At 75.0% G+C, this 26500-nt stretch carries 20 protein-coding genes; 6 read left to right on the top strand and 14 right to left on the bottom strand.

What is annotated here, in order from left to right:
* Nucleotides 1-34: 34 nt before the first annotated feature.
* From ACQEVU_RS37735 to ACQEVU_RS37700, 8 genes are all read right to left on the bottom strand, one after another.
* Nucleotides 35-2005: a discoidin domain-containing protein gene (locus ACQEVU_RS37735; RefSeq protein WP_433332273.1), complete on the bottom strand. Its 1971-nt coding sequence runs from the start codon at nucleotides 2003-2005 to the stop codon at nucleotides 35-37.
* 1291 nt (nucleotides 2006-3296) lie between these two features.
* Complete coding sequence (locus tag ACQEVU_RS37730; protein ID WP_433332271.1) at nucleotides 3297-3962, bottom strand: response regulator; 666 nt, start codon at nucleotides 3960-3962, stop codon at nucleotides 3297-3299.
* Nucleotides 3959-5143, bottom strand: coding sequence for a sensor histidine kinase (locus tag ACQEVU_RS37725; protein WP_433332269.1), 1185 nt, complete (start codon nucleotides 5141-5143; stop codon nucleotides 3959-3961). Before ACQEVU_RS37725 ends, ACQEVU_RS37730 begins: the two co-directional genes overlap by 4 nt.
* 63 nt (nucleotides 5144-5206) lie before the next feature.
* A complete protein-coding gene (locus ACQEVU_RS37720; RefSeq protein ID WP_433332267.1) occupies nucleotides 5207-5758 on the bottom strand; it encodes a hypothetical protein in 552 nt (183 codons plus the stop codon).
* A 15-nt stretch (nucleotides 5759-5773) separates the two neighbouring features.
* A complete protein-coding gene (locus ACQEVU_RS37715; RefSeq protein ID WP_433332265.1) occupies nucleotides 5774-7270 on the bottom strand; it encodes a DUF1996 domain-containing protein in 1497 nt (498 codons plus the stop codon).
* A gap of 136 nt (nucleotides 7271-7406) precedes the next feature.
* A complete protein-coding gene (locus ACQEVU_RS37710; RefSeq protein WP_433332263.1) occupies nucleotides 7407-8726 on the bottom strand; it encodes an Ig-like domain-containing protein in 1320 nt (439 codons plus the stop codon).
* Between the two features lie 43 nt (nucleotides 8727-8769).
* The gene (locus ACQEVU_RS37705; protein WP_433332261.1) at nucleotides 8770-9918 is read right to left on the bottom strand and encodes an MFS transporter; all 1149 of its coding nucleotides are present in this window, start codon (nucleotides 9916-9918) and stop codon (nucleotides 8770-8772) included.
* 59 nt (nucleotides 9919-9977) lie between these two features.
* Nucleotides 9978-10349, bottom strand: coding sequence for a VOC family protein (locus ACQEVU_RS37700; protein ID WP_433332259.1), 372 nt, complete (start codon nucleotides 10347-10349; stop codon nucleotides 9978-9980).
* A gap of 48 nt (nucleotides 10350-10397) precedes the next feature.
* Between ACQEVU_RS37700 and ACQEVU_RS37695 the strand changes: the two genes are divergently transcribed.
* Entirely contained in the window at nucleotides 10398-11357 is a 960-nt protein-coding gene (locus ACQEVU_RS37695) for a helix-turn-helix transcriptional regulator (RefSeq protein WP_433332257.1), read from the top strand.
* Nucleotides 11358-11383: 26 nt separating this feature from the next.
* Here the strand turns inward: ACQEVU_RS37695 and ACQEVU_RS37690 are convergent, their stop codons facing one another.
* From ACQEVU_RS37690 to ACQEVU_RS37680, 3 genes are all read right to left on the bottom strand, one after another.
* Complete coding sequence (locus tag ACQEVU_RS37690; protein ID WP_433332255.1) at nucleotides 11384-13453, bottom strand: tetratricopeptide repeat protein; 2070 nt, start codon at nucleotides 13451-13453, stop codon at nucleotides 11384-11386.
* A gap of 228 nt (nucleotides 13454-13681) precedes the next feature.
* Entirely contained in the window at nucleotides 13682-16000 is a 2319-nt protein-coding gene (locus ACQEVU_RS37685) for a hypothetical protein (protein WP_433332253.1), read from the bottom strand.
* Nucleotides 16001-16234: 234 nt separating this feature from the next.
* The gene (locus ACQEVU_RS37680) at nucleotides 16235-17029 is read right to left on the bottom strand and encodes an SDR family oxidoreductase (RefSeq protein ID WP_433332251.1); all 795 of its coding nucleotides are present in this window, start codon (nucleotides 17027-17029) and stop codon (nucleotides 16235-16237) included.
* Between the two features lie 42 nt (nucleotides 17030-17071).
* Here ACQEVU_RS37680 and ACQEVU_RS37675 point away from each other — a divergent pair, with 42 nt between their 5' ends.
* On the top strand, nucleotides 17072-17731 hold the full coding sequence (locus tag ACQEVU_RS37675; protein ID WP_433332249.1) for an RraA family protein: 660 nt from the start codon (nucleotides 17072-17074) through the stop codon (nucleotides 17729-17731).
* Here the strand turns inward: ACQEVU_RS37675 and ACQEVU_RS37670 are convergent.
* Complete coding sequence (locus tag ACQEVU_RS37670) at nucleotides 17724-20696, bottom strand: BTAD domain-containing putative transcriptional regulator (protein WP_433332247.1); 2973 nt, start codon at nucleotides 20694-20696, stop codon at nucleotides 17724-17726. The two genes, ACQEVU_RS37675 and ACQEVU_RS37670, sit on opposite strands and share 8 nt — an antisense overlap.
* Before the next feature lie 90 nt (nucleotides 20697-20786).
* On the opposite strand from ACQEVU_RS37670, the gene ACQEVU_RS37665 reads away from it, so the two are divergent.
* Both ACQEVU_RS37665 and ACQEVU_RS37660 read left to right on the top strand, forming a co-directional pair.
* Nucleotides 20787-22184 carry an FAD-dependent oxidoreductase gene (locus tag ACQEVU_RS37665; RefSeq protein ID WP_433332245.1) on the top strand — a complete coding sequence of 466 codons (1398 nt, stop codon included), beginning with the start codon at nucleotides 20787-20789 and terminating at the stop codon, nucleotides 22182-22184.
* A 180-nt stretch (nucleotides 22185-22364) separates the two neighbouring features.
* Complete coding sequence (locus ACQEVU_RS37660; protein ID WP_433332243.1) at nucleotides 22365-22805, top strand: pyridoxamine 5'-phosphate oxidase family protein; 441 nt, start codon at nucleotides 22365-22367, stop codon at nucleotides 22803-22805.
* Here the strand turns inward: ACQEVU_RS37660 and ACQEVU_RS37655 are convergent.
* Both ACQEVU_RS37655 and ACQEVU_RS37650 read right to left on the bottom strand, forming a co-directional pair.
* Nucleotides 22802-23944, bottom strand: a complete 1143-nt coding sequence (locus ACQEVU_RS37655; RefSeq protein WP_433332241.1) for an FAD-dependent monooxygenase — start codon at nucleotides 23942-23944, stop codon at nucleotides 22802-22804. The two genes, ACQEVU_RS37660 and ACQEVU_RS37655, sit on opposite strands and share 4 nt — an antisense overlap.
* A gap of 57 nt (nucleotides 23945-24001) precedes the next feature.
* Nucleotides 24002-25279: a glycoside hydrolase family protein gene (locus tag ACQEVU_RS37650; RefSeq protein WP_433332239.1), complete on the bottom strand. Its 1278-nt coding sequence runs from the start codon at nucleotides 25277-25279 to the stop codon at nucleotides 24002-24004.
* Nucleotides 25280-25434: 155 nt separating this feature from the next.
* Here ACQEVU_RS37650 and ACQEVU_RS37645 point away from each other — a divergent pair, with 155 nt between their 5' ends.
* Together ACQEVU_RS37645 and ACQEVU_RS37640 are read left to right on the top strand one after the other, a co-directional pair.
* Nucleotides 25435-25881: a hypothetical protein gene (locus ACQEVU_RS37645; protein ID WP_433332237.1), complete on the top strand. Its 447-nt coding sequence runs from the start codon at nucleotides 25435-25437 to the stop codon at nucleotides 25879-25881.
* 4 nt (nucleotides 25882-25885) lie between these two features.
* Nucleotides 25886-26458, top strand: coding sequence for a hypothetical protein (locus tag ACQEVU_RS37640; protein ID WP_433332235.1), 573 nt, complete (start codon nucleotides 25886-25888; stop codon nucleotides 26456-26458).
* The last annotated feature ends 42 nt before the right edge of the window (nucleotides 26459-26500 follow it).

Genomic DNA, 26500 nt, shown 5'->3' with positions numbered 1-26500 from the left:
GCCCGGCCTTCGGCGGCGGCCGGGCGCGGACGTCTCAGCCGTTGTAGACGCGGAACTCCGAGACCTGGCCGGCCGGCCAGCCCGTGTTGGCGGTGAAGGTGAGGCGCAGGAAGCGGACCGTCGCCGCGGCCGGGAACGTGATGGTCGCGGTGTTGCCGGTGGCGGGATTGAAGGTGTACCCGGCCGAGCCCACGATCGTCGTGAACGACCCGCCGTCGGTGCTGCCGCTCACCGAGAGCGTCTGCGTGCGGGTCGCCCAGGAGGACTGCGGCGGCAGCGTGAGGACGATGCGGCGGGTGGCCATCGCGGAGCCGAGGTCGACCTGCAGCCACTGCGGCCACGCGTTGTTGGCGCTCTCCCAGTAGGTGCCGGTGTTGCCGTCGACGGCGTTGCCGCTGCCGTACACCTGCGTGTGGCTGCTCTCCGACGTCGGGCGGCCGGCGGCCAGGTTGGTGTTGTTGTTCGGCGGGGCCGAGGTCGTCGCGGTGACCGCGTTCGAGGCGCCGGAGGCGTTGCCGGCCGCGTCGAAGGCGGCGACCGTGAAGGTGTACGCGGTCGAGGCCGTCAGGCCGGTGGCGGTGAAGGCCAGCGTCGTGGTGGTACCGATAACCGTGCTTGTGGATCCTGAGACCCGCGAAACGCGGTAGCCCGCGACGCCGACGTTGTCCGTCGAGGCGTTCCACGCCAGGGCGACCGTCGTGTCCGTGGTGCCGGTGACGCGCAGGTTGCCGGGGACCGAGGGCGCGGTCTGGTCGGGCCCGGTCGGGAACGGGACCGTGAACCTCGTCTCGGTCAGCGCGACCTGCCCCTTGAGCATCCGGCCGCCGTCGTTGGTGAGGCGCAGGTAGTAGTCCGACGAGCAGGGCGTGCCGTCCTCGTCGAGGGCCCGCATGCCGGAGTTGGCCGGCTGCCAGGCGGCGCTCTCGGCGGTCTTGGCGATCTGGTTGCCCTCGTTAAACTCGTCGAACATCGAGATGTACACGCTCTGCACGCCGGCGCGGGTGTGGTTGTAGAACTGCCGCCACATGAGCTCGCCGTGGCGGCGGTGCCCGGCGGCGAGGTCGCCCGGGATGACGCACGGCTGGTAGTCGATGCCGCGGGAGTTGCAGTCGGCGAGGTCGGGCAGGACGCGGTTGGTGTAGAACCAGTCGGCGCCGGCGTTGTCGCTGATCCGGCCGACCATCCACGGCGAGATCATGTTGAAGGCGTGGTACACGTCGATGTACCCGGCCCGCGAGTCGTCCGTGCCGAGGCGCCAGTGGGTGGGCACGCCGCCGATGACGTAGCAGCCCTGCCCCTTGAACCAGTTGATGACGTCGAGGCAGGCCGCGGCCGAGAACGGGCGGCCCGGGTCGTTGAACCCGAAGCCCCAGATGCACACGACGGGCTTGCCGTTCTGCCGCGCGTACGCGGGCGAGGCCGTGTGGGCGGACATCTTGTTCGTCCAGTCGGTCTTGGTCTCCGACTGCATGTTCGTCCAGTTGGTGACGTCGTACATGATGTAGAACTTCCGCCCGAACGCCTCGGCGGACTGGCGCACCTTCTGCGCCATCGCGTCGCGGGTGGCCCCCTCGCCGCCGTTGGGGTTGAACCGCTGCAGCGCGGCGGTGTCGCAGCCGTTCTGCTGCATCCAGCGGAAGTGCGTGTCGACGGTCTGCTGGTCGTACGAGGAGAACAGGTTCGCCGGCTGGCCGTTGCCGAGGTTGGCGAAGTTGGTGCGGTACCCCTTCGTGAAATCGCGCATGTCGGGCCAGCAGGTGATCGAGCACGCGCCCGGCGCCGGGGCCTGGGACCAGTTCGGGCTGTAGTGCCACCATCCGTTGATGGGCGCGCCGTCGCCGATGCAGGCGAACCAGCCCTGGTAGCCGACGGTGACCTTGCCGACCACGTCGCCGGGCGGACTGGCGGCGAAGGCGGTGCCGGCGCCGGTCGCACCGAGCGGCAGCGCGCCGGCGGCGGCTCCGGCGAGCGAGGTGGCGATGACGGAGCGGCGGGAAACTCCCATGTGGACTCCTCGGGGTGTACGCCCCGTGCCCCGCCGGCGGGTTGGCGGCCCTGGTCCGGCGGCTTTCGGGGCATGCGGTTTTAGCGGGCCGGGCGGGACCCGCTGAACCGGCACTTGAGCAGCCCACGCGTTGCGGCACGCGCGGTTGGCGGCGCTGACCTTATGTCGGCTTCTGGCGTGGAATCCTGCCAGCATCCGCGCTCCCAGCGCAATACTTCGATGCTTGACTCGCAAGTTCTCGACGAACTTCTGTCGCAATGGCTGTGTGGATGTGCGGCTGTGCTTCCTGAGCCGGGGGAGCTCCGCTCCACCCGGACCCCCTCAAAACCTGCAGCGTCGTCTCCTGGCGGCAAGAGCGCGGGCTGTGCGGTGTCACGCGTGCGGTGCGTGCACGGGAAGCTTCGGCTCTGCCGGCGGCGGTTCCGGTGTGGTTTCCCCTGCGACGGCTGGTGCGCGGAGGTCTCGACACCTTCTGGCGCCTTGGCTGCGGCGTGGCACTCGCCGCAGCGCCGCCTCTCGTGGGCGGCCGCACGGCTCCCACTCGCACTGCCCGCCGCCTCTGGGCGCGCCGTTTGTCCGAATTAACCGCATAAATGGTGATAAATCATCTCTTATCGCGCCGGCGACCTCGGCGTCGCCGGGGGAACGCGCCCGCCCCGTACGCGGGCCCGATGGCCAGGGCGAGCAGCTCATGCGACGACGGCGAAGCCGGATTTTGACGAACGCCAGCGCCCCCGGCGGGGTTGAGATCACCGGCCCGCGTCGCGCCGCACGCGGGCCCGATGGCCAGGGCGAGCAGCTCATGCGACGACGGCGAAGCCGGATCTTGACGAACGCCAGCGCCCCCGGCGGGGTTGAGATCACCGGCCCGCGTCGCGCGGTTCGGGGGCCCGCGGCGAGGCCCGCCCGTGTAGGTGCAGCCAGCGACGCGCGCGATCCGTCCATGTTGGGCCGGCCGGCCGCATCCGTTGCGCCTTCGCCCACCGCCGTTCGTCGCGGCCGCAAAGCCGCTCCCGGGCGCTGACCGGCGGCCCACGGCGCTAGCGACGAACGTGCCCGCGTCGACGGCATCCACCGCAGCGGCCGAATCCAGTCCGAGCCCGGAACAGGCGGTCGTAGAACGTACGCCCGCGCGCGAGACAGGGCCGGCTCCGAAGCACCGCACCAAACCGGCGACACAAGCGAAAAGCCCGGAGCGGAACGCGCATCGACCGTCGCCCTTCCGCTGTCAACGACGCTACAGGACGCCGCCAAATCCGAGCGGAAACCGGCTACGCAGCGTCGGAGAGCGCTACGACGCGTGGTCGGTCCAGCGTATGACGGCCTCCGTGCGGGTGCGGACCTGCAGCTTCGCGAAGACGTGGTTCAAGTGGTTCTTCACCGTCTTCTCCGTCAGGCGCAGGCGGTGGGCGATCGACGCGTTCGTCAGGCCCTCGCACAGCAGCGTGACCACGTCCTCCTCGCGCTCCGTCAGGCCGAAGCCGTGCCGGGCGCGCCGACGGCGTTCGTGGACGTCGAGGCGGGCCCGCTCGCGGGCGGCCTGGTCGCGCGCCAGCGAGGCCGCGACCGATGCCGCCACGGGGGAGAGCCAGCCGCGGCCGCCGGCCACCTCGCGGACCGCGCGCAGCAGCTCCGGCGGGTCGAACTCGCCGTGGACGAGGTAGCCGCGCGCGCCCTGGTGCAGCATGCCGGCGATCAGCCGGGGGTCGTCGTCGGACGTCAGCACGAGGACGGCCGTGTGCTGGGCGATCGCGTTGAGGACCGACAGGCCGTCGGCGATCGGCATGCGGTGGTCCAGCAGCGTCACGTCGGGGCGCAGGCGGCGGGCCGACTGCAGGGCCTCGCGGCCGTTCGCGGCCTCGCCCAGGACGTGCACGGCCGGGGACGACGACAGGATGCCGAGCAGGGCCGAGCGGACGATCGGGTTGTCGTCCACGACGAGGACGCCGATGCTCATCGGGTCGGCACCAGGTCGAGGGCCCACGCGACGCGGGCCGTCACCGTCGTGCCGGCGCCGGGGATCGAGTCGATGGACAGCGCGCCGCCGGCCGTGCGGGCGCGCTCCGTCATGCCGACGATGCCGAAGTGGCCCGCCGACTGCAGGCCGTGCAGCTCGCGCGGCATCGCGAAGCCGACGCCGTCGTCGGCGACCGCGAGCAGAGCGCCGTCGCGGGTGGGGGCGAGGCGGACGTAGACGCGCGCGGCGTGGGCGTGGCGGGCCACGTTGGCCAGGGCCTCGCGGAGGATCCGGTTCAGCTCGTGGCACACGTACACCGGCGGGTCGAGCGGGGCGAGGGCCGTGCGGACCGGGATGCCGGTCGCGGCGCTCCAGGCCGCGCAGACCTCGGCGACCCCCGAGGCGAAGTCACGGTCGGCGACGTCCAGGCGCATCTCCTCGAGCAGCTCGCGGGCCTGCCGGGCCGCCGCCGTGGCGCCGGCCGCGACCGTGCCGGCCAGGTGCTCGGCCAGGGCGGGCTGGCGGCGCAGCGACGAGGGCAGCGCCAGGGCGGCCAGCGACACGCCGCGCAGGGTCTTGGAGACCGAGTCGTGCAGCTCGCGGGCCAGGCGGGCGCGCTCCGAGGCCGCGGCCGAGCGCTGGGCCGACGCGACCAGGCGGGCCGAGAGCTCGAGCTGGCGGGTGAGGGCCGTGCAGGCCACGGCCGCGCCCACGCCGGCCAGCGCGCCGGCCATCGGGAACGCCACGACGAACGCGGTGAGCTCCGGGGGCGGGTCGGTGCGGTGCAGGACCTCGGCGATCACCGTGTACCCGATCGCGGCCTGCGCCGCCCACACCGGCAGCGCGCGCAGGCCCAGCAGGACGCCGCCGAGCGCGCCGGCGCCGGCGGCGTAGCAGAAGTACGCGATGCTGCCGCGGCTCACGGCGAGTACCGCAAACAGGACCAGGAAGTCGGCGACCACCGCGACCACCGGCCGGCCGACCACGTGGGGCCACCGGGCGAGCACGCCGAGCTGGGCGGCGGTGGCCACGGCGATCAGGGCGAGGACGGCGACGACCCGCGCGGGGTCGTCGACGAGCAGCAGGCCGGCCGCGGCGGCGGCCATCGCGGCGACGGCGCGGCCGATCAGGACCGCCCGGGTCAGCGCCGCCGCGGCGACATCGCGGTCGGGACCGTTCACCGGGCAGAGGCTACTGCGCGCGCAACGCTGGCAAGGAGCGCTTAACCAGAACTTGAAGAAAACTCAAGCGATGGCGATCTCGTCGAGGTCCGGGGCGGGGGAGTCGTCGTTGTACAACCGCAGGCTCACCTGGCCGGCCGGGAGGTCGGCGGTGAAGTCGAAGGAGCGCGGGGTGGACCAGTCGGGTCCGTTGACGGGCCAGATGCGGGCGGCCGCGCCGTTGACGCTGACCTTCAGCGAGCGCGGACCGTCGACCTCGTACCACACCGTCACCTTGCGCGTTCCGGCCACCGGCAGCGCGAAGCGGACCTCGAGCGCGCACTCCGGGCAGAGGTAGCGCACCCGGTGGCCGCCGCGGCACGTCGCGCACGCCACCACCGACGCGCCGCCCGTCAGCCGGTTGGCCGGATCTTCGGCCTGCACCGAAAGAGCAGAGAACTGCGCGGGGACGGTGGCACTGCGAAAAGGGGCCCCCGAGGCCGCCGGCGCCGAGGGCGGGGTGGGAGCCGCCCGGCGCGGGGCGATCAGGGGCGGCACCACCACGGTGGCGGCGGCCATGCCGGCGGCGGCGAGCAGAAGTCCGATCCACTGCCGCCGCCGGCTCCGTTCAGTCACCGGCCGACAATAGCGTTACGGCAGGACGTAGTCGTTGTTCAGCACGTACGGTGCGGGCTGCTGGTCGTCGCGGCCGTCGTGGCCCTGCGCGTCGCACTGCCGGGCCGCCACGATGCAGCCGTTGATCATCGCGGTCAGGGTCCGGTCGTCCCACGCGTTGATGAAGTCGTAGTGGAACGTCGGGCCGGCGCCGCTTGCGAAGTGCACCTTCGACATGTCGCCGTTGACCGGCCACGCCATCTTGAACTCGAGCTTCGGCACGGCGACCGGGTGGTCGTCCGGGCACACCATGCCCGACGCCGAGTGGGAGTCGATGGGGTACGCCATGTGGCTCTGGTGATCCGGCGAGTCCAGGTGCAGCCCGTCCCAGCAACTGGGTGCCTGGTACCGGATGTTGAGCTTGACGCTGCGGTCGCTGGGGCAGGTCAGCGGGATGTTCTTGTTCTCGTAGCTGTCACCGCACTCGAAGCCCTTCTCCGTCGCCGCGAGGAACTTGTCGGCGTCGGTGTTCTTCGCGTTGCCCACGACGAACCGCAGGCCCTTCGGGAACGGCCGCACGCTGCGGTAGTCGGTCACGCCGGTCTTGTAGTAGATGACCTGCGGGCCCTCCGGGTTGACCGCGACGTCGCCGTTGAACAGCGTCGGCATCCAGTACGCCGACAGGTCCCCCTTGGCCTTGCACGTCGTGGCGCCCTTGGTCAGCGAGTCGACGGTGGTGGCGGCGTTCGTGGTCGTGTTGCCCATGAACGTGTGCAGGTGCGACGCGCCGGCCAGGCCCGGGAAGACGATCGGGTCGTCGCCGAGGTTGGTGCGGCTGACCGAGCAGTTGGCCTGGAACTCGTGGAACCCGCCCTTGTTCGGCGGCACCTCGTGCGAGGGCTTGACGTTGGTGACCGGGTTCGGCGCCATGATGTACCCCGCACTACCGCTCGGAGCCGGCGCCGCACTCGTGGACGTGGACGTGGGGGCGGGCCCGACGGTCGCGGTCGCGGGGGCCGAGGACTTGCCGAAGACCTGGAACTCCCACAGCGAGTAGCCGTAGCCGGTGGACCGGGCGGTGCCGTAGAGGCGCACGTAGCGGGCGGTGCCGCTCACCGTCAGCGTCTGGCGGCCGCCGGTGCCGGTCGTGGTGCTGTACACCGTGTTCCACGTGGCGGCGTCGAGCGACGTCTGGATCTGGAACGCCGTGCCGTAGGCCCGCTCCCAGTTGAGCACCACGCGGTCCAGCGCGGTGGGCGAGCCGAGGTCGACCTGCAGCCACTGCGGGTCGCTGAAGCCGCTCGACCAGCGGGTGCCGGCGTCGCCGTCGACCGCGGCGGAGGCGGGGAAGGCGCGCCCCTCGCTCGAGGAGGCGGTCGCCGGCTTGCCCTGGGACAGCGGCTTCTCGTCGGCGCCGGCCGGGCGCAGCAGCGGGCCGGTGGCGAACCAGCCGAGGAAGCCGGCGAGCGCCACCGCGATGCCGGCCAGCACGAACAGCCGCGAGCGCGGCCGGCGTCGAAGGGACAGGGTCATCGAGAGTCTCCCGTGGGTTGTGCGCCGCGTCGCGACGTCGGGGATGGCGTGCGAGCACGCCACCGGCGACGCTAACGACGCGGGCCGCCCCGGGCCTGGGCCCAAAGACCCAGAACAGGACCCAGCGGTGGTACTACTAGGACGCCGACGCCGACGGCGAAGCCGACCCGGACGCGGAGGCGGAGGGCGAGGCCGACGCCGACGGCGGCACGGCCGGCGCCGCGTACGGCACCGCGCTGCCCTTGACGTAGTCCTCGAAGGACACGTCCCAGTCGGTCCAGCCGTTGCCCCACTTCACGTGTTCCTCGGTGTTGCGGATGATGACCGGGTCGCCGATGAGCGTCTGGTGCCACAGCCACTCGGCGTTGGCGGGCGAGAGGTTGGTGCAGCCGTGCGAGACGTTGCGCTTGCCCTGGTCGCCCACGGACCACGGCGCCGAGTGCAGGTACTCGCCGTCCCAGGTGAGCCGCTGCGGCCAGTACACCTTGAGCCGATACCCCTCCTTGCTGTCCGACGGCACGCCGAACGTGGACGAGTCGAACCACTCCCACTCGTTCTTGATCATGATGACCATCTGGCCGCTGGCCGAGGGGTTGCCGGGCCGGCCGTTGCTCACCGGGCAGGTGCGCACGACCTGGCCGTCCTGCGTGACGGTCATCTGGTGCGTCTTGTTCTCGACCTCCATCACGAACTTGCGCCCGACGGTGGCGCTCGTGGTGAGGTCGCGCTCGGCGTACCACTTCCCGCCGATCGGCAGGCCGCCGATGGGCGCCTTCAGCGTGAGCTTGGTGCCCGCCTGCCAGTACTCCTTGGGCCGGAAGTGCAGCTCCTTGGCGTTGAACCAGTTCCAGGCGCCCTCCTGCGGCGGGTCGCTGACCACGCTGAGGCGCCGCTGCAGGGCGGCCCGCTGGTCCTTGGCGACGTCCACGCCGAAGTTGATGATGAACGGCATCGCGACCCCGACGGTCTGGCCGTCGTTGACGACGCCGGTCACCTTGGCCAGGCTGCCCGGCTTCTTCATCGTCGTGAACGCCGCCGTGGCGGTCGTGGTCTTGCCGTCGGCGCCGGTGACGGTGACGCGGGCCTCGTAGCCGGTGGCGTACTTCAGCTGCTTCGCCGGCATCCAGTTGCCCTCGGTCGAGTGCGGCACCCCGGCGATCTGCTCGCCGCCGGCGTCGACGAACACCACGTCGGTCTTCGTGGCGTTACCGACGGTGACCGCGATCTCCATCGAGGCGGGCACGTTGCCGGCGCCGTTGGCCGGCGCGGTGATCTGCACGGTCGCCGCCGGCACCGGCGAGGCGCTCGGCGATGCCGCCCCGGACGATGCGCCCGGCTTCCCGGCCTCGTCCTGGTCGGGCTGGCAGGCGGCGACCGCGGCGACGCTCGCCGCCATGAGCAGCGACCGGCGGCTGGCGCGGCCGAAGGACAGGATGGGCCGAGCGTCACGATGCATGGCGATCGCCTTTGACCTGAGGGATGGAAGACCCGGAAGTGTACTAGACAGTGTCACGTTGTACTGCCCCGGCACTGAGCGCGACCAGCAGCGCGAGGGCGGCCGGGATGGCCAGCGCGACCGGCAGCGGCACCGCCCGGGTGGCCGCCCCGATGAGCACCGGGCCGGCCAGGAAGCCGGCGTAGCCCATGCTCACCGCTACGGACAGTGCGCGCGCCGGGCGGGCCGGGTTGCGCGCGGTCGCCGCCGAGAACACCTGCGGGGCCACGCACGACAGACCGGCGCCGAGACACGCGAACCCGGCCACGCCGGCGTAGCGGGCGTTGAGCAGCAGCGCGGCGCCCAGGCCGGCGGCGGCCAGCAGCCCGCCGAGGCGCACGAGCCGGACCGGCCCGAGCCGCGCGGTGAGCCGGTCGCCGACGACCCGGCCGGCGGTCATCGCGATCGCGAACGCGGCGTAGCCCGCGGCGGCGAAGCCCGCGGTGCCGCCGAGGTTGTCGCGGAGGTACACCGCGCTCCAGTCGGCGGCGGCCCCCTCGCCCACCAGGGCGCAGAAGGCGAGCCCGCCCAGCACCAGCACCCCGTCGAGGCGGGCGCCGCGGGCGTCGGCGGCCTCGCCGGCGTCCTCGGACGGCGGCTCCGGCGCGAGCCACAGCAGCGCCCAGACCGCCATCGCGGTCGTCAGCGCGGCGACGACGAGGAACGTGCCGGGCACACCGAGCCCGAACTGCGCGCACAGCCCGCCCAGCGCCGCGCCGGCGAAGCCGCCGATGCTGTACACCGCGTGGAACGACGAGATGATGGGCCGCCCGTACGCCCGCTGGACCCCCAGCGCGTTGGCGTTCATGGCGACGTTGAGCACGCCGTGGCTGAACCCGAACACCAGCAGCGCGACGGTGAGCAGCTGCAGCGTCGGGGCGTAGGCGGCCGGCAGCAGCAGGGCGCCCTCGACCAGCGCAGTGGGCGCGGCGACCCGGACGCTGCCGAAGCGGTCGACGAGCCGCCCCGCCGTCATCTGCCCGGCGATCGCCCCGGCGGCCAGCCCGAGCAGCGCGACGCTGAGCCGGAAGTCGTCGACGCCGAGGTTGTGCTTGACCGCCGGCACGCGGGCCGTCCACGCCCCGAGCGCGGCGCCGAAGAGCAGGAACAGCAGGCACCCCGCGAACCGCGCACGCCGGAGGTCAAGTGGCACACCGCACCGTACCCCCGGCGGTGCCCGCCCGTCAGGCCCGCAATCCGCCGGCGGGCCCGTCAGTCGCCGCTGGTCGCCGGCCGGAAGAAGTTGACGAGGTTGCCGTCGGGGTCGCGCACCAGCAGCGACCGGTTCCCCCACGGCATCGTCGCCGGCTCCTGCACGACATCGTCGAGCCGGTCGCGCAGCCGCTCGTACAGCGCGTCCACGTCGTCGACGAGAAACTCGACGATGACGCTGCGGTTCTCCCCGGCCCGGGCCGCCTCCGGCCGCACGGTCCGCGTGCTGCCGATCGCGACGGTACCGGCGCCGGTCCTGAGCTGGGCGAAGTCCTCGGTCGCCCACTCGGCGGCGATCCCGGTCGCCCGCTCGTAGAAGGCGACGAGCCGGGCCACGTCGTGGCTGATGATGCGAATCGAAACGAAATCCATGCCGGGCACGCTAGAAGAAATACGGGACAGAACCGGTCCAGTATTCTGATGCCTGTGGCGCGCCCCACGGCCCAGGTCCTGACGCTGCTGGAACTGCTGCAGTCCGGCGGCGTCCGCACCATGTCCGAGCTCGCCGACCGCCTCGGCGTCGACCCCCGCACCGTGCGCCGCTACGTCGGCCACCTCATCGACCTGGACGTCCCGGTCGAGTCCGTCCGCGGCCGCTACGGCGGTTACCGGCTCGCCCCCGGCTACCGCCTGCCCCCGCTGATGCTCAGCGACGACGAGGCCCTGGCGGTCCTGCTGGGCCTGGTCACCGGCCGCCGCGCGGGCCCGTCCACGGCGACGGAGACGGCCACGGCGAAGATCCGCCGCGTGCTCCCCGCCCACCTGGCCCAACGCCTCGACGCCCTGCTCGAGTCGCTGGCGTTCACCACCGAACCCGGCGAGTCCCCGCCCCCGCCCCCGCCGACCGCGGTCCTGCTCACCGTCGCCGACGCCGTGCGCTACCACCGCCCGGTCCACGTCCGGTACACCGCCGCCGACGGCCGGCGCAGCGAGCGCACCTTGCACCCGTACGGCATCGTCGCCCACCGCGGCCGCTGGTACGTCACCAGCACCGCTCCCGACCGCACGTTCCGCCTGGACCGCATCGAGGATGCCCGCACGCTCCCCGGCTCGTTCGAGCCACCGGCCGGCGCCGACCCGGCGGAGCGCGTCCTGACGGGCCTGGCCACCGCGCCGCATCGTCATGAGGTGGTACTGCGGATCCAGGCCACGCCCTCCCACGTCCGCACCCGTTTCCCCGCCGGCCTCGCCCTCGTCACGGCCTCGGCGGACGACCCCTCGTGGCTGCGCGTCGAACTGCGCGCGGAACACCTCGACTGGCTCCCGCCGCTGCTGGCGTCCCTGGACCGCCCGTTCGTCATCGAACGCCCGGCCGCGCTGCGCGAGCTGGTCGCCGCCCTGGCCGAGCGCCTGTCCGCCGCCGCCCGGCGCCCGGCGTAGTCGTCGACGTCGGTGGCCGCGGGGCGCTATGTCGGTCCCGGCGAACTGAACCCGGCCCGGTAGGCGGCCGCCTCCACACGGGCGGCGGCCGCGTCCAGCCGGGCGGCCAGCTCCGGGTCCGCGGCCCGCAGCGCGCGCAGGTCCGGCCGCGTCTCGGCGAGCTGCGCCCACAGCACCGAGCGGGCCTGGTCGCCGGCGACGACCGCGCCCGCCGGGTCGCCCGCGGCGATCGCGCCCGCGGCCGCGTCGCCGGCCAGCCCGGCGAACAGGCCGAGCAGCCGCTCGCCGCCGGCGCGGCCGATGCCCCGCCAGGCCAGCAGCGGCAGCAGCCGGGCCGCCGTCGCGTACCCGGCCGCCGCGGACGGCCACACCCCCGCCGTGGCGGCGATGCCGGCCCATTGCCGGGCGGCCTGGATCCGGTCCCCGACCGGCGCCGTTGGCTCGTGGGCTGCCTGCCGCAGCAGTTCGACGCCCCACCCCAGATCCCCGGGGTGACGCCCGGGCTCCCTGAGATACCGGACGATGCATACCCGGGCGAGCGAGATCAGCGCGGCGGCGCGCGCCGGATGCCCCTGCGGCGTCCCGGCGACCCCGGCCCGCCCGGCCTCGACGGCGCGGGCCAGGTCTTCGGCGCTCCCGTCGCGCTGATACCGCAGCAGCAGCGCGTCGCACAGGCGCGTCCGCGGCGCCGTCCGCGCCCCGGCGGCGGGCGGGTCCGTGTCCTGCAGGGCGTCCAGCGCATCATCCAGGTCTGACGGCGGCCCGCCGTGCGCCAGGCGGGTCAGCAGCGTGATGGCGAGGGTGTCGCGGCAGCCGGCGTCGCGCGGGGCGGCGGCCACCGCGGCCCGGCCGAACGCCACGGCCTCGTCGAGGTCGGCGCGCCGCCGCGTGGCGAAGAACCGCAGGCTCAGCAGCGCGGCCAGGTTGCCGAGGTGCCCCGGCCGCCGCTCGTGCGCGACCGCCCGCCGGCCCAGGGCGATCGCCTCGTCCAGGTCGGCCGGCGCCCGCCGGCGTTCGTAGCGGCCGCGCAGCTTGCCGGCCAGGTTCGACAGGTAGGCGCCGTACTCGGCCGTCTCCGGCGCGACCAGGTCCACGGCCCGCCGGGCGAGCGTCACCGCCTCGTCGAGCTCGCGGGCGTCGCCGGTGGCCGCGGACCGGGTGGCGAGCGCGTTGCCGAGGGCGGTGAGCCGGTTGGCCGCGTCGATGCCGGTCCCGGCCGGCGCCGCCGCGATCGCCGCCCGCCCGTAGGCGACGGCACTGTCCAGATCGGACAGTGCGCCGGTGTGCGCGTACCGGCTCCGCAGCGTGGTGGCGAGGCCGGCCAGCGCCGAGGCCCGCTCCCCGGGCCCCGCGATGCCGTTCGCGGCGCGCTGGAGGCTCACCGCCTCGTCGAGGTCCTCCGGTTCGCCGCGCACCTGGAGCGCGTTGGCGAGCGTCATGATGGCGGTCGGCAGCATGGGGTGCCCGTCGCCGGCCGCCACCGCCGCCCGCGCGTGGATGACCGCCTCGTCGAGGTCGGCCGCGTCGTGGGCCGCACCGAAGCGCCGGTACAGCGCCGTGGCCAGGTTGGCCAGGTAGCCCAGCCGGTCCGGATCGTCGCCGCGCATGCCCCCGACGGCGCGCCGCCCGGCGTCGATCGCCTCGTCCAGGTCGGCCGCGGTCCGGCGGCGGGTGTACCGGACCACCAGCGCGGCGGCGAGGTTCGACCACAGGCCCACGCGCTCCGGATCGTCCCCGGGCAACAGCCTCACCGCGCGGCGCGACACGTCGACGGCCTCGTCGAGGTCGGCCGCCGAGTCCGTCACCTCGCCGCGCAGCCGCAGCGCGAGCCCCAGGTTGGTCAGCAGCCCCGCCTCAGGCTCGGCGTCGCGCATCAGCTCGCGATAGAGGCCGATCGCGGCGTGCAGCTCCTGGACGTCGCCCGTCCACTCGAACCGGGTCATCAGCGCCGTGGCCAGGTTCTCCCGCGCGCCCCGCCCGGCCCGCCCGCGCAGCGCCTCGATTGCCGCCGCCAGCACCGCCGGGTCGCCCGAAGCCCGCGCCCGCCGCAACAGTTCCGCGCCGCTGTCCTCCGGCACGGCATCATTGTCGCTCATGGCCGCCCGGGGAACGGTCACGCCCGCGCCTGCCGCAACAGTTCTGCGCCGCTGTCCTCCGGGCACGGCATCATCGTCGCTCATGGCCGCCCCGCGTGCCGCACGGCGAGACCGGCACGGTCATCGGCGTGCGCACGTGGACGGTCACGGGCGCCGCCCCGGCAGCGACCGTCACGGCGGCACGGCGGCCGGGAAAGCGCCGTGCCGCGCCGTAACGACGTCCGTCGGTTATGGGTACATGATGGCCTGGGGGAGGGTCACGTCCGGCCAGTCGCCGGCCTCGCGGCCCTCGATGTGGGCGAGCGCGTGCGCGCACACCGCCGCCCATCCTTCGTCCTGGGCCACGGTGTCTCCTTCGACGTAGAGGAAGCCGCCGCCGTAGCTGCGGTACGGCGCCTCGGCGTGGGCCCTCAGGAGCTCGATGGCGGCCGTGGCCGCTGGGCCGATGGCGGCCGTGGCCGCTGGGCCGATGGCGGCCGTGGCCGCTGGGCCGATGGCGGCCGTGGCCGCTGGGCCGATGGCGGCCGTGGCCGCTGGGCTGATCGCGGCCGTGGCCGCCGGGCCGATCTCGGCCAGGGTCCGCACCGCCAGGACGCCCCACGGGACGGGGCGGATGTGCCGCACCAGCACCGGCACGACCGGGCCGGGGTCGGCGGTGAGCCGCCAGTAGGCGACGGCGGCGTGGACCGCCCGCCACTCGCCGTCGCCGTCGCCGATCGGCGGCAGGCGGTCGGCGAGCTCGGCGGCGGCCGGGCCCAGCTCGGCGAGGAACTCCAGCGCGTGGTCGTCGTCCAGCCGGTCGCGCAGGAGGTCCACCAGGTCGGCCGGGTCGCCGTCGAGGCGCCACAGGGCGCGGGCGGCGATGCGGCGCCGGGTGGGGTCGTCGCTCGCGCGCAGGGCGGCCAGCTCCGGTCGCGCCGCGGCGGCGGCCGGGCCGAGATTGCCGAGGAGCGTGCCGGCCGAGTGCGGGTGCTCCGCGACCTGCCGGCGCAGCACCGGCACCAGCGCGGCCGGGTCGGCGCCGATCCGGCCGGCCGCGCGGATCAGCCGGGCGCGGTCGGGCCCGGCCGGCGCCGCCTCGATGGCGTCGACGATGACGGCGCGGCACGCCGCGGCCCACGGGCCGAGCGCCTCGACGGCGTTGACGAGCCCGCTCAGGCCGACCGGGCGCTCGCGGAGGCGTTGCGCGAGGCAGGCGTCGGCGCGCGGATCGCGGAGCCGGCTGAGCGTGATGAGTGCGGCGGCGCCCAGCGTCGGCTGCACCGGCCCCCACCCGCCGTCGGACGGGGCCGGCGCGGGGGAGCGGTCCGCGAACTCGCGCTCGACGGCGGCCCACAGCGCGTCGGCGCCGCCGGCGGCGGCCCGGCCCGCGCCGGTCAGGTGCCACAGCGCGCGCAGGCGCACCGCCTCGGAAGGGTCCTGCTGCGCGGCGACCAGGGCCGGCACCAGCGCGGCCGCGGCGGGTCGCCAGTCGCACAGCGGCACGGCGCCGGCGAGGGCGGCGTACTCGCGGATCGCCGGGTCCGGGTGCCGCAGCCACGCGTCCACCAGCCGGACCTGGGTCGGCCAGTGCGGCTCGATCGCCCGGAGCACCCAGGCCAGGGCGCTGCCCGAACTGGACGGCAGCCGGCCGATCAGCCGGACGCACTCGGGCGCGTCCCGCTCGATGCGCGCGGCCACCGACTCGGCGTCCCCGCGCGCGATGACGACCGCGGCGGCCAGCCTTGGCAGCGGCCGCGGGTCGTCGAGCGAGCCGGCGAACGGGGCGCCGGCAGCGCCCAGGGACAGCACGGCGGCCGCCCGGACCACCTCGTCGGCATCGCCGGCCGCGGCGCGGCGCAGCCCTTCGGCGCCGTCGGCGCTCAGGGACACGACGGCGGCCGCGGGGAGCACCTCGCCGGCCGCGGCGCGGCGCAGCCCTTCGGCGCCGTCGGCGCTCAGGGACACGACGGCGGCCGCCGGAAGCACCTCGCCGGCCGCGGCGCGGCGCAGCCCTTCGGCGCCGTCGGCGCTGAGGGACACGACGGCGGCCGCGGGGAGCACCTCGTCGTCGTCGGCGGCGCGGCGCCGCGCTTCGGAGCCGAGGACGCCGATCAGGTGGGCGGCGTCGGCGCGCACCTCCGGATCCGCGTGCGTGGCCAGCAGCCGCAGGTAGGCCGGCAGCCCGTCGGCGACCGCCCGCCCGGCGGCGGCGACCCAGCCGAGCTCGAGCTCCATCTGCGCGCGCACCTCGGCGGTGTCGCGCCGGCTGCGGGGCAGGTAGACGCGGTGGACGTCCATGTAGGAGGTGCCCTCGGCGATCGAGCCGAGCAGCCCGAGCACGTCCGCGGCCGGGGCGGCCGGGGCGTCGAGGATGCGGATCAGCAGCGGCACCGCGTGGGCCGTGGCCTCGTAGACCGTGCCCTGGTGCCAGATCGTGCCGTAGAGCTCCGACAGCGCCTGCCGGCTGCCGGCGGCCAGGTCGCGCAGCAGGCCGGGCACGTCGTCGGCCGGACCGTAGGCGTGCGTCAGAGCGGCCCAGTCCACCGTCGCCACATCATCGAACATGCCCGGAACATAACCGGGGGGTACGACAAAAACGTCAGCACCGAAGGTCGTGCCGGCGGTGGCGCAGCGGGAAGACGACGGCAGCGTTGCTGCCGACCCCGGGGGTACGACAAAAACGTCAGCGCCGAAGGTCGTGCCGGCGGTGGGCAGCAGGCGGCGCAGCGGGAAGACGACGGCGGCGTTGCTGCCGACCCCGTAGTGCGCGCGCGGGATAACCGGGGTACGACAGAAACATCAGCGCCGAAGGTCGTGGCGGCGGTGGGTGGCCCGCGCCACGAGGGCGGCCGGCAGCAGGCGGCGCAGCGGGAAGACGACGGCGGCGTTGCTGCCGACCGCGTAGTGCGCGCGCGGCCGGGCCGCCGAGATCGCCCGGACGATGGTCGCGGCGACGCGCTCGGCGGGCACGCCGGCCTTCTCGTTGCGGTTGAGCGCGCCCAGCATCCGCTCGAAGTCGGCGCGGTGGGGCGAGCCCTCCGCGACGTACGTCGTGCGCCGCTCGCTGATCCCGGTGCTGATCGCCCCGGGCTCGACGGTGGTCAGCCAGACGCCGAACGGGGAGTACTCGTGCCGGGCCCCGTCGCTGAAGCCCTTCAGCGCGGCCTTCGACGCGACGTACGAGGAGCGGTACGCCAGCGGAAACGACGCCAGCATCGACCCGACCATCACCACCCGGCCCCAGCGCCGCTCGCGCATGCCGGGCAGGAGCAGCTGGGTGAGGCGGACCGGGCCGAGGACGTTGACCTCGAACAGCCGGCGCAGCGCGTCGCCGGGCAGCTCCTCGAACGGGCCGGCCTGGCTCTCGCCGGCGTTGTTGACCAGCACGTCGACCGGGCCGACGGCCGCGGCGAGGGCCTCGACCGACGCCTCGTCGCCGAGGTCGAGCGGCAGGTAGGAGATCCCGTCGGCGGCGGCGAGCGAGTCCGGGTGCCGGCTGGTGCCCACGACCCGGAAGCCCCGCGCGGCCAGCGCGGCCGCGGTCGCCTTCCCGATCCCCGACGATGCCCCGGTGACCAGCGCGGTGCGTTGCATCGCTGCACCATACCGCCGGCCGTCGTGGCGTAGCGTGCAGGTGTGAACGATCTCGACGGCCTCCGCCGCCTCGCCGCCAGCGTCGACACCACGGCGATCTGCGACGCGGCCCGCGACGTGCGGGTGATGTCGCCGGAGCTGCGGTGCCGCTCGGCGAGCCCGGTGCTGTGCGGTCCGGCGGTGACCGTGCGGTGCCGCGACGACTTCCTCGGGGTGATCCAGGCGCTCGAGCGCGCCGGGGCCGGGGACGTGCTCGTGGTCGACGGCGGCGGGCGGGAGACGGCGCTGGCGGGTGAGCTGTTCGCGCGCGCCGCGATCGGCAGGGGGCTGGCCGGCATCGTCGTCGACGGCGGGTACCGCGACCTCCGCTTCGTCGCCGGCTGCCCCCTGCCCGTCTACAGCCGGCACGTCACCCCGCGGGCCGGCACGACCACCGCCCTCGCGACCGTGGGCGGGACGGTGTCGTGCGGCGGGGTTGCCGTACACCACGGGGACCTCGTCATCGCCGACCACGACGGCATCGTCGTGCTCGACCCGGCGCAGGCCGCCGCCCAGCTGGCCGCCGCGGCCGAGGTCATGGCGGCCGAGGCCCGGGTGGTCGAGCGCCTGGACGCCGGGGCGACGCTCGGCGAGTGCCTGAACCTCGCCGAGCACACCGACCGGCTGGCCCGCGGGGAGCCGTCGCGGCTGCGGTTCAGCTGACCGCCGTCGCTCGCAGGGCGGCGCAGTACGCCGCGGCGAACGCGTCCTCGCCGATGAGGTCGCGGGCCCGCGCGGCGGTCGCGGCGACGTCCGGGTCGCCGGCGACCGCGGTGCCGCGCAGCGCCACGGCCTCGCCCAGCCGCCGGGCGGCCGCGTGGCCGTCGCCGGTCAGCGCGGCGTGGCCGGCGAGGCCCTCGGTGGCGTCGGCGAGGCCGGCGGCGAGCGGGGCGGCGCGGGCGGCGGCGATGGCCCGCTCGTGCCAGCCGAGCGCCTCGCCGTAGTGGCCGCGGGCCTCGGCCAGGCGGGCGTGGGCGGTGAGGATCGCCGAGCGCGTGTAGAAGGAGCCGAGGTCGCCGTCGTCGATGGCGGCGAGGGCCGCGGCCAGGTGGCGGGCGGCGGCGTCGAGCTCGCCGCGGTGCCGGGCGAGCCCGGCGAGGCCCAGCTCGGCGGCGGCGGTGTTCGGGCGCCCGGCGCGGCGGCCGAGCTCGGCGGCGCGCCGGTAGTCCTCGCCGGCGCCGGCGAGGTCGCCCTGGCGGGCCCGGCACTCGCCGCGGCGGCACAGCACGTCGGCGGCCTCCTGCCCGGCGCCGAGCTCGTCGAGGGCGGTCAGGGCCTCGGCCCACCGCTCGTGCGCGCGGGCCCACTCGCCGCGCATGCCGGCCAGGTGGGCGAGCCAGTCGAGGGCCTGCGCGGTGCCCCACCGCTCGCCCAGGGCGCGGAACTCGGCCAGCACGGCGCTCAGCCCGGCGTCGTCGGGGTGGCCGCCGAGGACGGCGAGCAGCGCGTCGCCGAGGCGGCCCAGCGCCGCGGTCCAGGGGTCGGCGCCGAGGACCGCCGGCGACGGCTCCCGCCGGACGTCGCCGGCGCGGGACATGCCCCACACGGCGGCGCCGAACGGGTGGTGCAGCGGCCGGTCGAGGGCGATCATCGCGGCGTCGGCGCGGCGGCGGTGCCCCGCCGGCGCGAGGGACTCGGCGTGCACGACGCAGCTGACGTACTCCTCCTCGAGCCCCGCCGGCGGCCCGTCCGGCAGCGTCTCGAGCACGCGCGCGGCCAGGCCGGCCACCTCGCCGCGGCGCCCGCTGAGCCACCAGTAGGCGGCCAGCGCCGCGATGAGGCGCAGCGCGGTGTCCCGGTCGTGGGCGACCGACCAGCGCAGCGCGGCCATGAGGTTCTCGTGCTCGGCGGCGAGCGCGGCGAGCCACTCCAGCTGCTCGGCGCGGCGCAGGTGCGGGTCGGCCTCGCGGGCCCGCCGCAGGCACCAGGCCGCGTGGGCGGCGCGCAGCGCGGGCTCCTCGCCGGCCTCGGCCAGCCGTTCGCGGCAGAAGAGCAGAATCGTTTCCAGCATCCGGTACCGCCCGTCGGACACCGACAGCAACGACCGGTCGACGAGGTCGGCGAGCAGGTCCTCACCCGCGCCGCAGACCTCCTCGGCGGCGGCGCGGGTGGCCCCGCCGTCGAACACCGCGAGGCGCCGCGCCAGGGCGCGCTCGTCGTCCCCGAGCAGCTGCCAGCTCCAGTCGACGACGGCGCGCAGCGTGCGGTGCCGCCCGGCGGCGGTGCGGTCGCCGCGGGACAGCACGGCGAAGTGCTCGTGCCCGGCCAGGCGCTCGGCGAGCTCGTCGACGCCGAGCTGGCGCAGCCGGGCCGCGGCGAGCTCGATGGCCAGGGGCAGCCCGTCGAGCAGGCCGACGATGCGCCGCACCGCGGCGGCGTTGGCGTCGTCGACGGCGAACCCGGCCCGCACGGCCGCGGCCCGCTCGGCGAACAGCCGCACCGCGGTCTGCGGCGGCAGCGGCCCGACGGGCACGAGGACCTCGCCGGTCAGGCCGAGCGGCTCGCGGCTGGTGGCCAGCGCGGCCAGGCCCGGGCACCGGCCGAGCAGCTCGCGCAGCAACCCGGCGGCGGCGTCGAGGACCTGCTCGCAGTTGTCGACGACGAGCAGCAGGTCGCGCTCGGCGAGGGCGCCGGCGAGGGGCCGCACCGGGTCGCCGCCGCCCGCCGGGGCCAGGCCGCCCTCGCGCAGGCCGAGCGCGCCGGCGACCGCGTGCGGCACCAGCGCGCCGTCCTCGACCCGCGACAGGTCGACGAAGCACGCCTCCCGCCCGTCGCGGCGGGCCGCCTCCAGCGCGAGGCGGGTCTTGCCGGCCCCGCCCGCCCCGAGCAGGGTGACGAGCCGGGCGCCGCGCAGGCCGGCGAGCCGCTCGAGCTCCGCCTCCCGCCCGACGAGCCGGGTCAGCGGCGCCGGCAGGGCGCTGCGGGCCGGCGCCGGGGTTTCCGGCCGCAGCAGCCGCAGGTGTACCGCGGCAAGCTCCGCCGACGGGTCGGTGCCGAGCTCGTCGGCGAGCAGCCGGCGCGCGTCCTCGTACTCGGCGAGCGCCTCGGCGGTGCGCCCGGCCGCGTGCAGCGCCCGCATCAGCTGGGCCCGCGCCCGCTCCCGGAACGGGTGCTCGGCCACGAGCCGGCGCAGCGGCCCGATCGGGGCGCCCTCGGGCAGCGCCAGCTCCGCCTCGGCGAGATCCTCGGCCGCCGCGAGCCGGGCCTCCTCCAGCCGCACGAGCAGCGGGCCGGCGTCGGGCAGATCCGCCAGGGCGGGTCCGCGCCAGAGGTCGAGCGCCTCGTGCAGTACCGTTGCCGCGGTCTTGAAATCGCCCGCCGCGAGCAGCCGCCGCCCGTCGCGGGCCAGCGCGTCGAACCGGTGGGCGTCGACGTCCTGCGGGTCGACGGCGATGCGGTAGCCGCCGCCGGTGAACTCGATCGGCTCGTCCGGCAGCGCCCGCCGCAGCCGCGAAACCTGTGCCTGCAGCGCGTTGGCGCTGTCGCCGCCGAGCCGTTCGAGCGCGACGACCTGCCCGGCCTCCAGCAGCAGCCGGGTCAGCAGCGCCCGCGGCTTGGGCCCGCCGACGGCGACGGGCTCGCCCGCCGCGTCACGCACCTCGAGGGGCCCCAGGATCGCGAAGCGCATCCCGCCATTGTGCACAGCGGGCCACGCGGGCCGGCCCAGCGGTCAGGACGTAACCGTGCATCAATATTCACAGGCGTTACCATGATTCACATGGCACCGACGGCAGCGCAGACCTTCGCCCGCATCACCACCCCCGCGCCGCCGGGACCGCCGCGGATCCTCATGCGCCGCGCCGTCGTGCTCGGCGGCAGCATGGCGGGCCTCATGGCCGCCCGCGTCCTGAGCGACCACGCCGAGGAGGTGCTGATCGTCGAGCGCGACCCCACCGAGGGCGCCGGCCCGCGCCCCGGCGTCCCGCAGGGCACCCAGGTCCACGCGCTGCTGCCGGCCGGACAGACCCAGCTGGAGCGCTGGTTCCCGGGCTTCACCGACGAGGCGATCGACGCCGGCGCACCGGACTTCCGCCGCAACGACGGCCAGCTGTACATCAACGACGAGCTGCGCCAGGTCCCCGACCCGATGCCCACCCGCCCGATGCTCATCACGACCCGCCCGTTCCTGGAGGCCCAGGTCCGCCGCCGGGTGCTGGACCGCGAGAACGTCCGGATGGTGTACGGCCGGGCCGAGGGCCTGCTGTTCACCGAGACCCGCGTCCGGGGCGCGAGCTACGTCCCCGAGGGCGCCGAGTCCCCGGTCGAGGTCGAGGCGGACTTCGTCGTCGACGCCATGGGCCGCTCGAGCCGCCTCAACGACTGGCTGGAGGAGCACGGCTGGTCCCGCGCACCCATGCAGCGCATGCCGATCAAGCTCAACTACGCCTCCGCGCTGTACGAGCGCGACCCGTCGGTCAGCGACGCCTGGGCCTCCATCTCGCAGACCACCCCGGGCAAGGGCCGCGTCCCCCGCATCGGCGGCGTCCTCGGCGTCGAGGGCGACCGCTGGCTGATGCTCGTGGCCGGCTACGACGAGGACCGCCCGTCCCGCGACGCCGACGACTACGCCACCCGCTGCCGCGAACACTTCCCGCCGGTCTTCGGCGAGATCGCCGGGAACGCCCGGATGATCGGCGGCGTCATCACGTACCACCAGGCGGACAGCCGCCGCCGCGACTTCCACGCCGTGGAGCGCCTGCCGGCCGGCCTGATCGCCGCGGGCGACGCGGTGGCGTCGTTCAACCCGGTGTACGGCCAGGGCATGACCTCGGCCATGCTGCACGCGTCCTGCCTGTCGGCCTGGTTGCAGACCGCCCCCGACGTGACGCAGACCCCCGCCCGGGAGTACTTCGACAAGGTCCGCGTCATCGTCGACGCCGCCTGGCAGGTCTCGACCTTCGCCGACCTCGCGCTGCCCCACATCAAGGAGGGCCACCCGCCCGGCTACCGGGTGATCCGCTGGGCGAGCGAGCTGCTGCTGCGCGCGTCGATGACGGACGAGCCGACGTGCCGCCGCCTGAACAGCGTCACCGCGATGGAGTCCCACCCGTCGTCACTCGCCAGGCCCGGCGTCGTCCTCCGCGCGCTGCGCCTGCGCCTGCTGCGCAAGATCTAGCGGCAGGCTCGCGTCGGCGGCCGGCCTGGTGCAGGCCGCGGCGGTAGTGAACACCCTCACGAGGTTTCGTCTCATGCCCGTGCGGCGTTCCATCGCGTTGCACGCCGAGCCGTCGGGCGTGTCGCGCACAGCGGATCAACGGCGGGCGGGCGGCCGGCCGCGCGGGGATAGGCTCGCGGCATGGTTGCGATCGAGGACGGGCTGCGCCGGGTCGCCGAGCTGGCCGCCCGCGAGCACTGGCTGGCCGTCGTGGTCACCGTGCGGGGCGACGGGGAGCCGTCGACGTCCGTGGTGAACGCCGGGATCCTCGCGCATCCCGAGGACGGGGCGCCGGTGCTCGGGATCGTCTCGCGGGCCGACGCCCGGCGGCTGGCCAACCTGCGGCAGCGCGGCCGGGCGACGCTGGTGTTCCGGGCCGGGTGGGAGTGGATCTCGGTGAGCGGGGCGGCCGAGATCATCGGGCCCGGCGACGTCGAACCCGAGCGGCTGCGGCGGCTGCTGCGCGACATCTACCACGCGGCCGGCGGCCAGCACCCGGATCTCGAGGAGTACGACCGGGTGATGGCCGCCGAAGGGCGGGTCGCGGTGCTCGTGCGGCCCGAGCGGTTCGCCACGAACTAGGGATACACCTTCAGATCGATGCCCGTGGCGAGCTTGTCCGTCAGCTTGAGCAGCATGCGCAGCATCCACGGCGACCGGAACGTCCAGTTCCGCATCGCCATGCGGGGGCGGCTGCCCGGGGCCAGGAACGGGCCGGCGCTGCCCTGGCGGGCGACCTTCGCGTAGCCGCGGAAGGCCGACTCGTACGCGGCGAAGGCGGCCCGGTGGTCGCCGCCGGCCGCGCGGAGCTCGCCGGCCAGGACGTACGCGCCGACGACGGCCAGGCCGGTGCCGAAGCCGCCGAGGGTGTTGCCGTAGGCGGAGTCGCCGAGCAGGGCGACGCGGCCCTTGGCGTACGTGGGGACCTCCGAGCAGCTGATCGAGTCCAGGTAGACGTCGGAGGCGTCGTCGAGGCGGGCCAGCAGCTCCGGGATCCGCCAGCGGCCGCCCCGGTACGCCTCGCGCAGCACCGCCTTGGCCGACTCGGGGTCGTAGCGGTCGTGCGTGAGCTCCGGCGAGGCGAAGACGAAGAACGCGGGCGCCTTCGGGCCGCCGAGGGCGACCATCCGGCCGGGCTCGTTGTACATGACCGGCTCGCCGTCCGCGCCGAGCTCGACGAGCGCGTAGTAGTGGCCGAGGAACGTGACGTAGTCGCGCTCGGGGCCGTAGGCGAGGCGGCGCACGTTGGAGTGGATGCCGTCGGCGCCGACGACGATGTCGAAGGTGCGGGGGGCGGACCTGGCGAAGGTGACGTGCACGCCGCCGGGCGTGTCGGTCAGCGAGGTGATGGTGTCGCCGAAGATGTACTCGCAGTCGTCCGCGGTCCGGTCGTACAGCAGCCGGGACAGGTCGCCGCGGCGGATCTCGATCTCGCCGCCGGTGAACTCCCCGGGGATGACGGCGAGCGCGCGGCCCGCGGCGTCGATGATCGTCTGGTCGTGGCCGCCCGTCTGCAGGGCGCGCACGTCGTCGAGGATGCCCATCCGCTCGAGCACGGTGCGGTGGGTGTCGCCCTTGAAGTCGACCGCCTGGCCGCCGGTCCGCAGCGCGGGCGCCCGTTCGACGACGGTGACCGTGCACCCGGACCGGGCGAGCCAGAAGGCGAGGGCGGGACCGGCGATGCTGGCGCCGGAGATGAGGACCGTGGTCGTGTGCTTCATGCTTTGGACTCTCGGCGGTACCGCTGACAGCGGATGACCAATCCGCTGACAGCGCCGTCAGCCCGCGGCGCGATAGGCCTCGCCGGCCGGTGTCGGGGTGCTGCCATCGCGGTAGAGCCCGTAGGCCACCGAGTCGCCGACGGCGGGCAGGGAGAACCAGGCGTAGCGCTCGATGTACGACGTGGCCTGCATCTGCGTCGTCGTGCGGGTGATGAACGACGTGATCTGGGCCGTGTTCGGGTACTTCGGCGTGCCCGAGAAGTTGATCAGGCCGTACTCGGTGATCCAGATCGGCAGGTTGTACCGGGCGTGGACGCGCTGGACGTAGCCCAGGAACTGGTTCACCGCGGCGTCGCTGAAGTCGGAGCCGTACCAGTGCAGCGTGATGAAGTCGACCCGCCGCCCCTGCTGGCGCGCGCCGGTCATGAACCGGTCCAGCCAGCCGCCGGCGGTGTCGCCGCCGTAGGCGACCGCGGGGCTGCCCAGGCGCATCCCGGTCTGCTCCAGCCGCGGCCAGAGGCTCAGCGCCTGCTCGACCGTCATGTTGGCCTGTCCGGACATGTCCGGCTCGTTGAAGCCGAGCAGGACCGTGCCCTCGCCCTTCGCCTTGGCCAGGGTGGCGTCGGTGACCGAGGCGGCGCCCCAGATCATCGGCACGAACTCGGCCGGGGCGGGCATGCTGTCGTTGCTCGGGGACCAGTTGTAGTACCAGCCGGCGCCGACGTTGCGCACCGCGTCGGACAGGCCGGTGAACTGCCAGGTGCTGACGCCCTTCTTGGCCGCCGGGGCGGTCGTGCGCGACGCGGACGGCGAGGGCGCGGCGGAGCGGCTGGCCGAGGCGCTCGCCGTCGGGGTCGCGGTGGCGGCGGGGAGCGTCCAGCGCTGGTTGGCGCCGCCGTGGCAGGCCCAGATCTGCAGCCGGGTGCCGTCGGCGGAGCTGTTGCCGCTCGCGTCCAGGCACTTGCCCGATCCGGCGTTGACGAGCTGCCCGCCGCCGGCCGTCCAGCGCTGGGCGCCGGTGCCGTTGCAGTCGTACAGCTGCACCTTGGCCCCGTCCGCGGCGGACCCGCCGGTGACGTCGAGGCACTTGCCGAGCGCGCGGACGCTGCCGTCGGCCGCGCCGACGCTCCAGCGCTGGGCGGCGGTGCCGTTGCAGGTGTACAGCTGCACCGCCGTACCGTTGGCGGCATTGGCCCCGGCGACATCGACGCACTTGCCGGCGATGCCGGTGATGGGCCCGCCGGCGTCGGCCGAGGCGTTCGTCAGCCCGATCAGCCCGACGGCCGCCACGGCGGCGGCGATCAGGACCGCGAATATGGTCTTCCTGCGCGACATGCCCCCAAGCTCAGGCACGGCATACAAGCGCGTCAACCCGCCCGAACCGACTTAACCCGGGTCTAAGCGAAACTTGAGAGAGCGCTCTCCCGAAGCCGTGCACCGGACCCACTCCGGTGCGCAGGGCCCGGCGTTGATCCGGTAGAAAGACGTTCATGATCGAGCGCCTGACGATCGAGGCCCGGACCGTCCTGCGGCGCGCCGGCGGTGAACGGCCGTCGCCCGGCGCCCTGGCCGCCGCGCTGCGCGGCGCGGCCGGCAACACCGCGTCGGTCTGGACGGGGCCCGCGGGCGAGCCGCCGGCCCCCGGTGCCGCCGCGCCGGAGCTGCTGGAAGAGGCGATGGCGATCTCCGTGCAGGAGTCCGCCGGGCACGTCGGCACCGAGCACCTGCTGGCCGCCCTGGTCCGCACGGGGCCGGCCGACGTCGCCGCCTGGCTCGCCGAGCGCGGCGCCACGCCGGAGGTCGTCGACGCGCTGCTGCCGGCCCTGCACGGCTCGCTCGGCCGCGAGCACCGCCGCCGTGTCCCGCTCCCGGTGACGATCGCCGCGGTCGTCCTGCTCGTCGCGGCCGTGTTCGTCCTGTGCGTCTGGGGCCCGTGACCCGGTGCCGTACTGGGACCCGCTGCCGCACGTCGACGCCGTCTTCGCGACGCTGCCGCCGCGTATGCTGCGCCAGAGCCCGGAGGCGGTGTCCCGCGGCGACTGGGAGCAGCGCAACTGGCGCAACGTGCCCGGCCCGTTCTACGGCGCGATGACCGACAGCTGCGAGGTCGGCCGCATGAGCGCGCCCCGGCACGTCCTGTACGGGGGCGAGGAGGGCTGGGAGTGGCTGTACCGCCAGCCCGGCGACCTGGCCGAGCTCCGCGCGGTGCTCGAGGCCATGCGCGACGACCCGTGGTCGGGCTGGGCCCGCGACGGCGACGAGCACTGGACCCCGGCGCTGGTCCGCGGCTGGTGGCGGGACCGCCCCCGCCTGCGCGAGTGGATCGCCCGCCTCGGCCTTCAGCCGTGCGATGATCCCCGCATCAGCTCCGGGGCCAGCTCGGCCGGCAGCGCGCCCCGCTCGATGCTCGCCAACGCCACAGGAAACCGGGCTTCGTCGGATCCGCCGACGGTGTGGTACGAGGTGCACCGCCCACCTACCCACCCAGTGCGGTATAAATCCGACAAGTCGTAGCGCGGAGCGCCCGACTTGTCGTGCGCAGCACCGGCTTTGTCC

The organism is Dactylosporangium sp. CA-139066 (genome assembly GCF_050936175.1).
Taxonomy (GTDB): domain Bacteria; phylum Actinomycetota; class Actinomycetes; order Mycobacteriales; family Micromonosporaceae; genus Dactylosporangium.
Note: the sequence above shows the minus strand (reverse complement) of the source record. Positions and strands in the feature narration are given on the sequence as shown.

Excerpts from the sequence above, each read along its gene's own strand:
- ACQEVU_RS37645 (WP_433332237.1), top strand. The coding sequence starts at position 25,435 with ATGATCGAGCGCCTGACGATCGAGGCCCGGACCGTCCTGCGGCGCGCC.
- ACQEVU_RS37650 (WP_433332239.1), bottom strand. The coding sequence starts at position 25,279 with ATGTCGCGCAGGAAGACCATATTCGCGGTCCTGATCGCCGCCGCCGTG.
- ACQEVU_RS37680 (WP_433332251.1), bottom strand. The coding sequence starts at position 17,029 with ATGCAACGCACCGCGCTGGTCACCGGGGCATCGTCGGGGATCGGGAAG.
- ACQEVU_RS37735 (WP_433332273.1), bottom strand. The coding sequence starts at position 2,005 with ATGGGAGTTTCCCGCCGCTCCGTCATCGCCACCTCGCTCGCCGGAGCC.
- ACQEVU_RS37695 (WP_433332257.1), top strand. The coding sequence starts at position 10,398 with ATGCCTGTGGCGCGCCCCACGGCCCAGGTCCTGACGCTGCTGGAACTG.
- ACQEVU_RS37685 (WP_433332253.1), bottom strand. The coding sequence starts at position 16,000 with ATGTTCGATGATGTGGCGACGGTGGACTGGGCCGCTCTGACGCACGCC.
- ACQEVU_RS37690 (WP_433332255.1), bottom strand. The coding sequence starts at position 13,453 with ATGAGCGACAATGATGCCGTGCCGGAGGACAGCGGCGCGGAACTGTTG.
- ACQEVU_RS37715 (WP_433332265.1), bottom strand. The coding sequence starts at position 7,270 with ATGACCCTGTCCCTTCGACGCCGGCCGCGCTCGCGGCTGTTCGTGCTG.
- ACQEVU_RS37660 (WP_433332243.1), top strand. The coding sequence starts at position 22,365 with ATGGTTGCGATCGAGGACGGGCTGCGCCGGGTCGCCGAGCTGGCCGCC.
- ACQEVU_RS37670 (WP_433332247.1), bottom strand. The coding sequence starts at position 20,696 with ATGCGCTTCGCGATCCTGGGGCCCCTCGAGGTGCGTGACGCGGCGGGC.
- ACQEVU_RS37710 (WP_433332263.1), bottom strand. The coding sequence starts at position 8,726 with ATGCATCGTGACGCTCGGCCCATCCTGTCCTTCGGCCGCGCCAGCCGC.
- ACQEVU_RS37655 (WP_433332241.1), bottom strand. The coding sequence starts at position 23,944 with ATGAAGCACACGACCACGGTCCTCATCTCCGGCGCCAGCATCGCCGGT.
- ACQEVU_RS37700 (WP_433332259.1), bottom strand. The coding sequence starts at position 10,349 with ATGGATTTCGTTTCGATTCGCATCATCAGCCACGACGTGGCCCGGCTC.
- ACQEVU_RS37730 (WP_433332271.1), bottom strand. The coding sequence starts at position 3,962 with ATGAGCATCGGCGTCCTCGTCGTGGACGACAACCCGATCGTCCGCTCG.
- ACQEVU_RS37665 (WP_433332245.1), top strand. The coding sequence starts at position 20,787 with ATGGCACCGACGGCAGCGCAGACCTTCGCCCGCATCACCACCCCCGCG.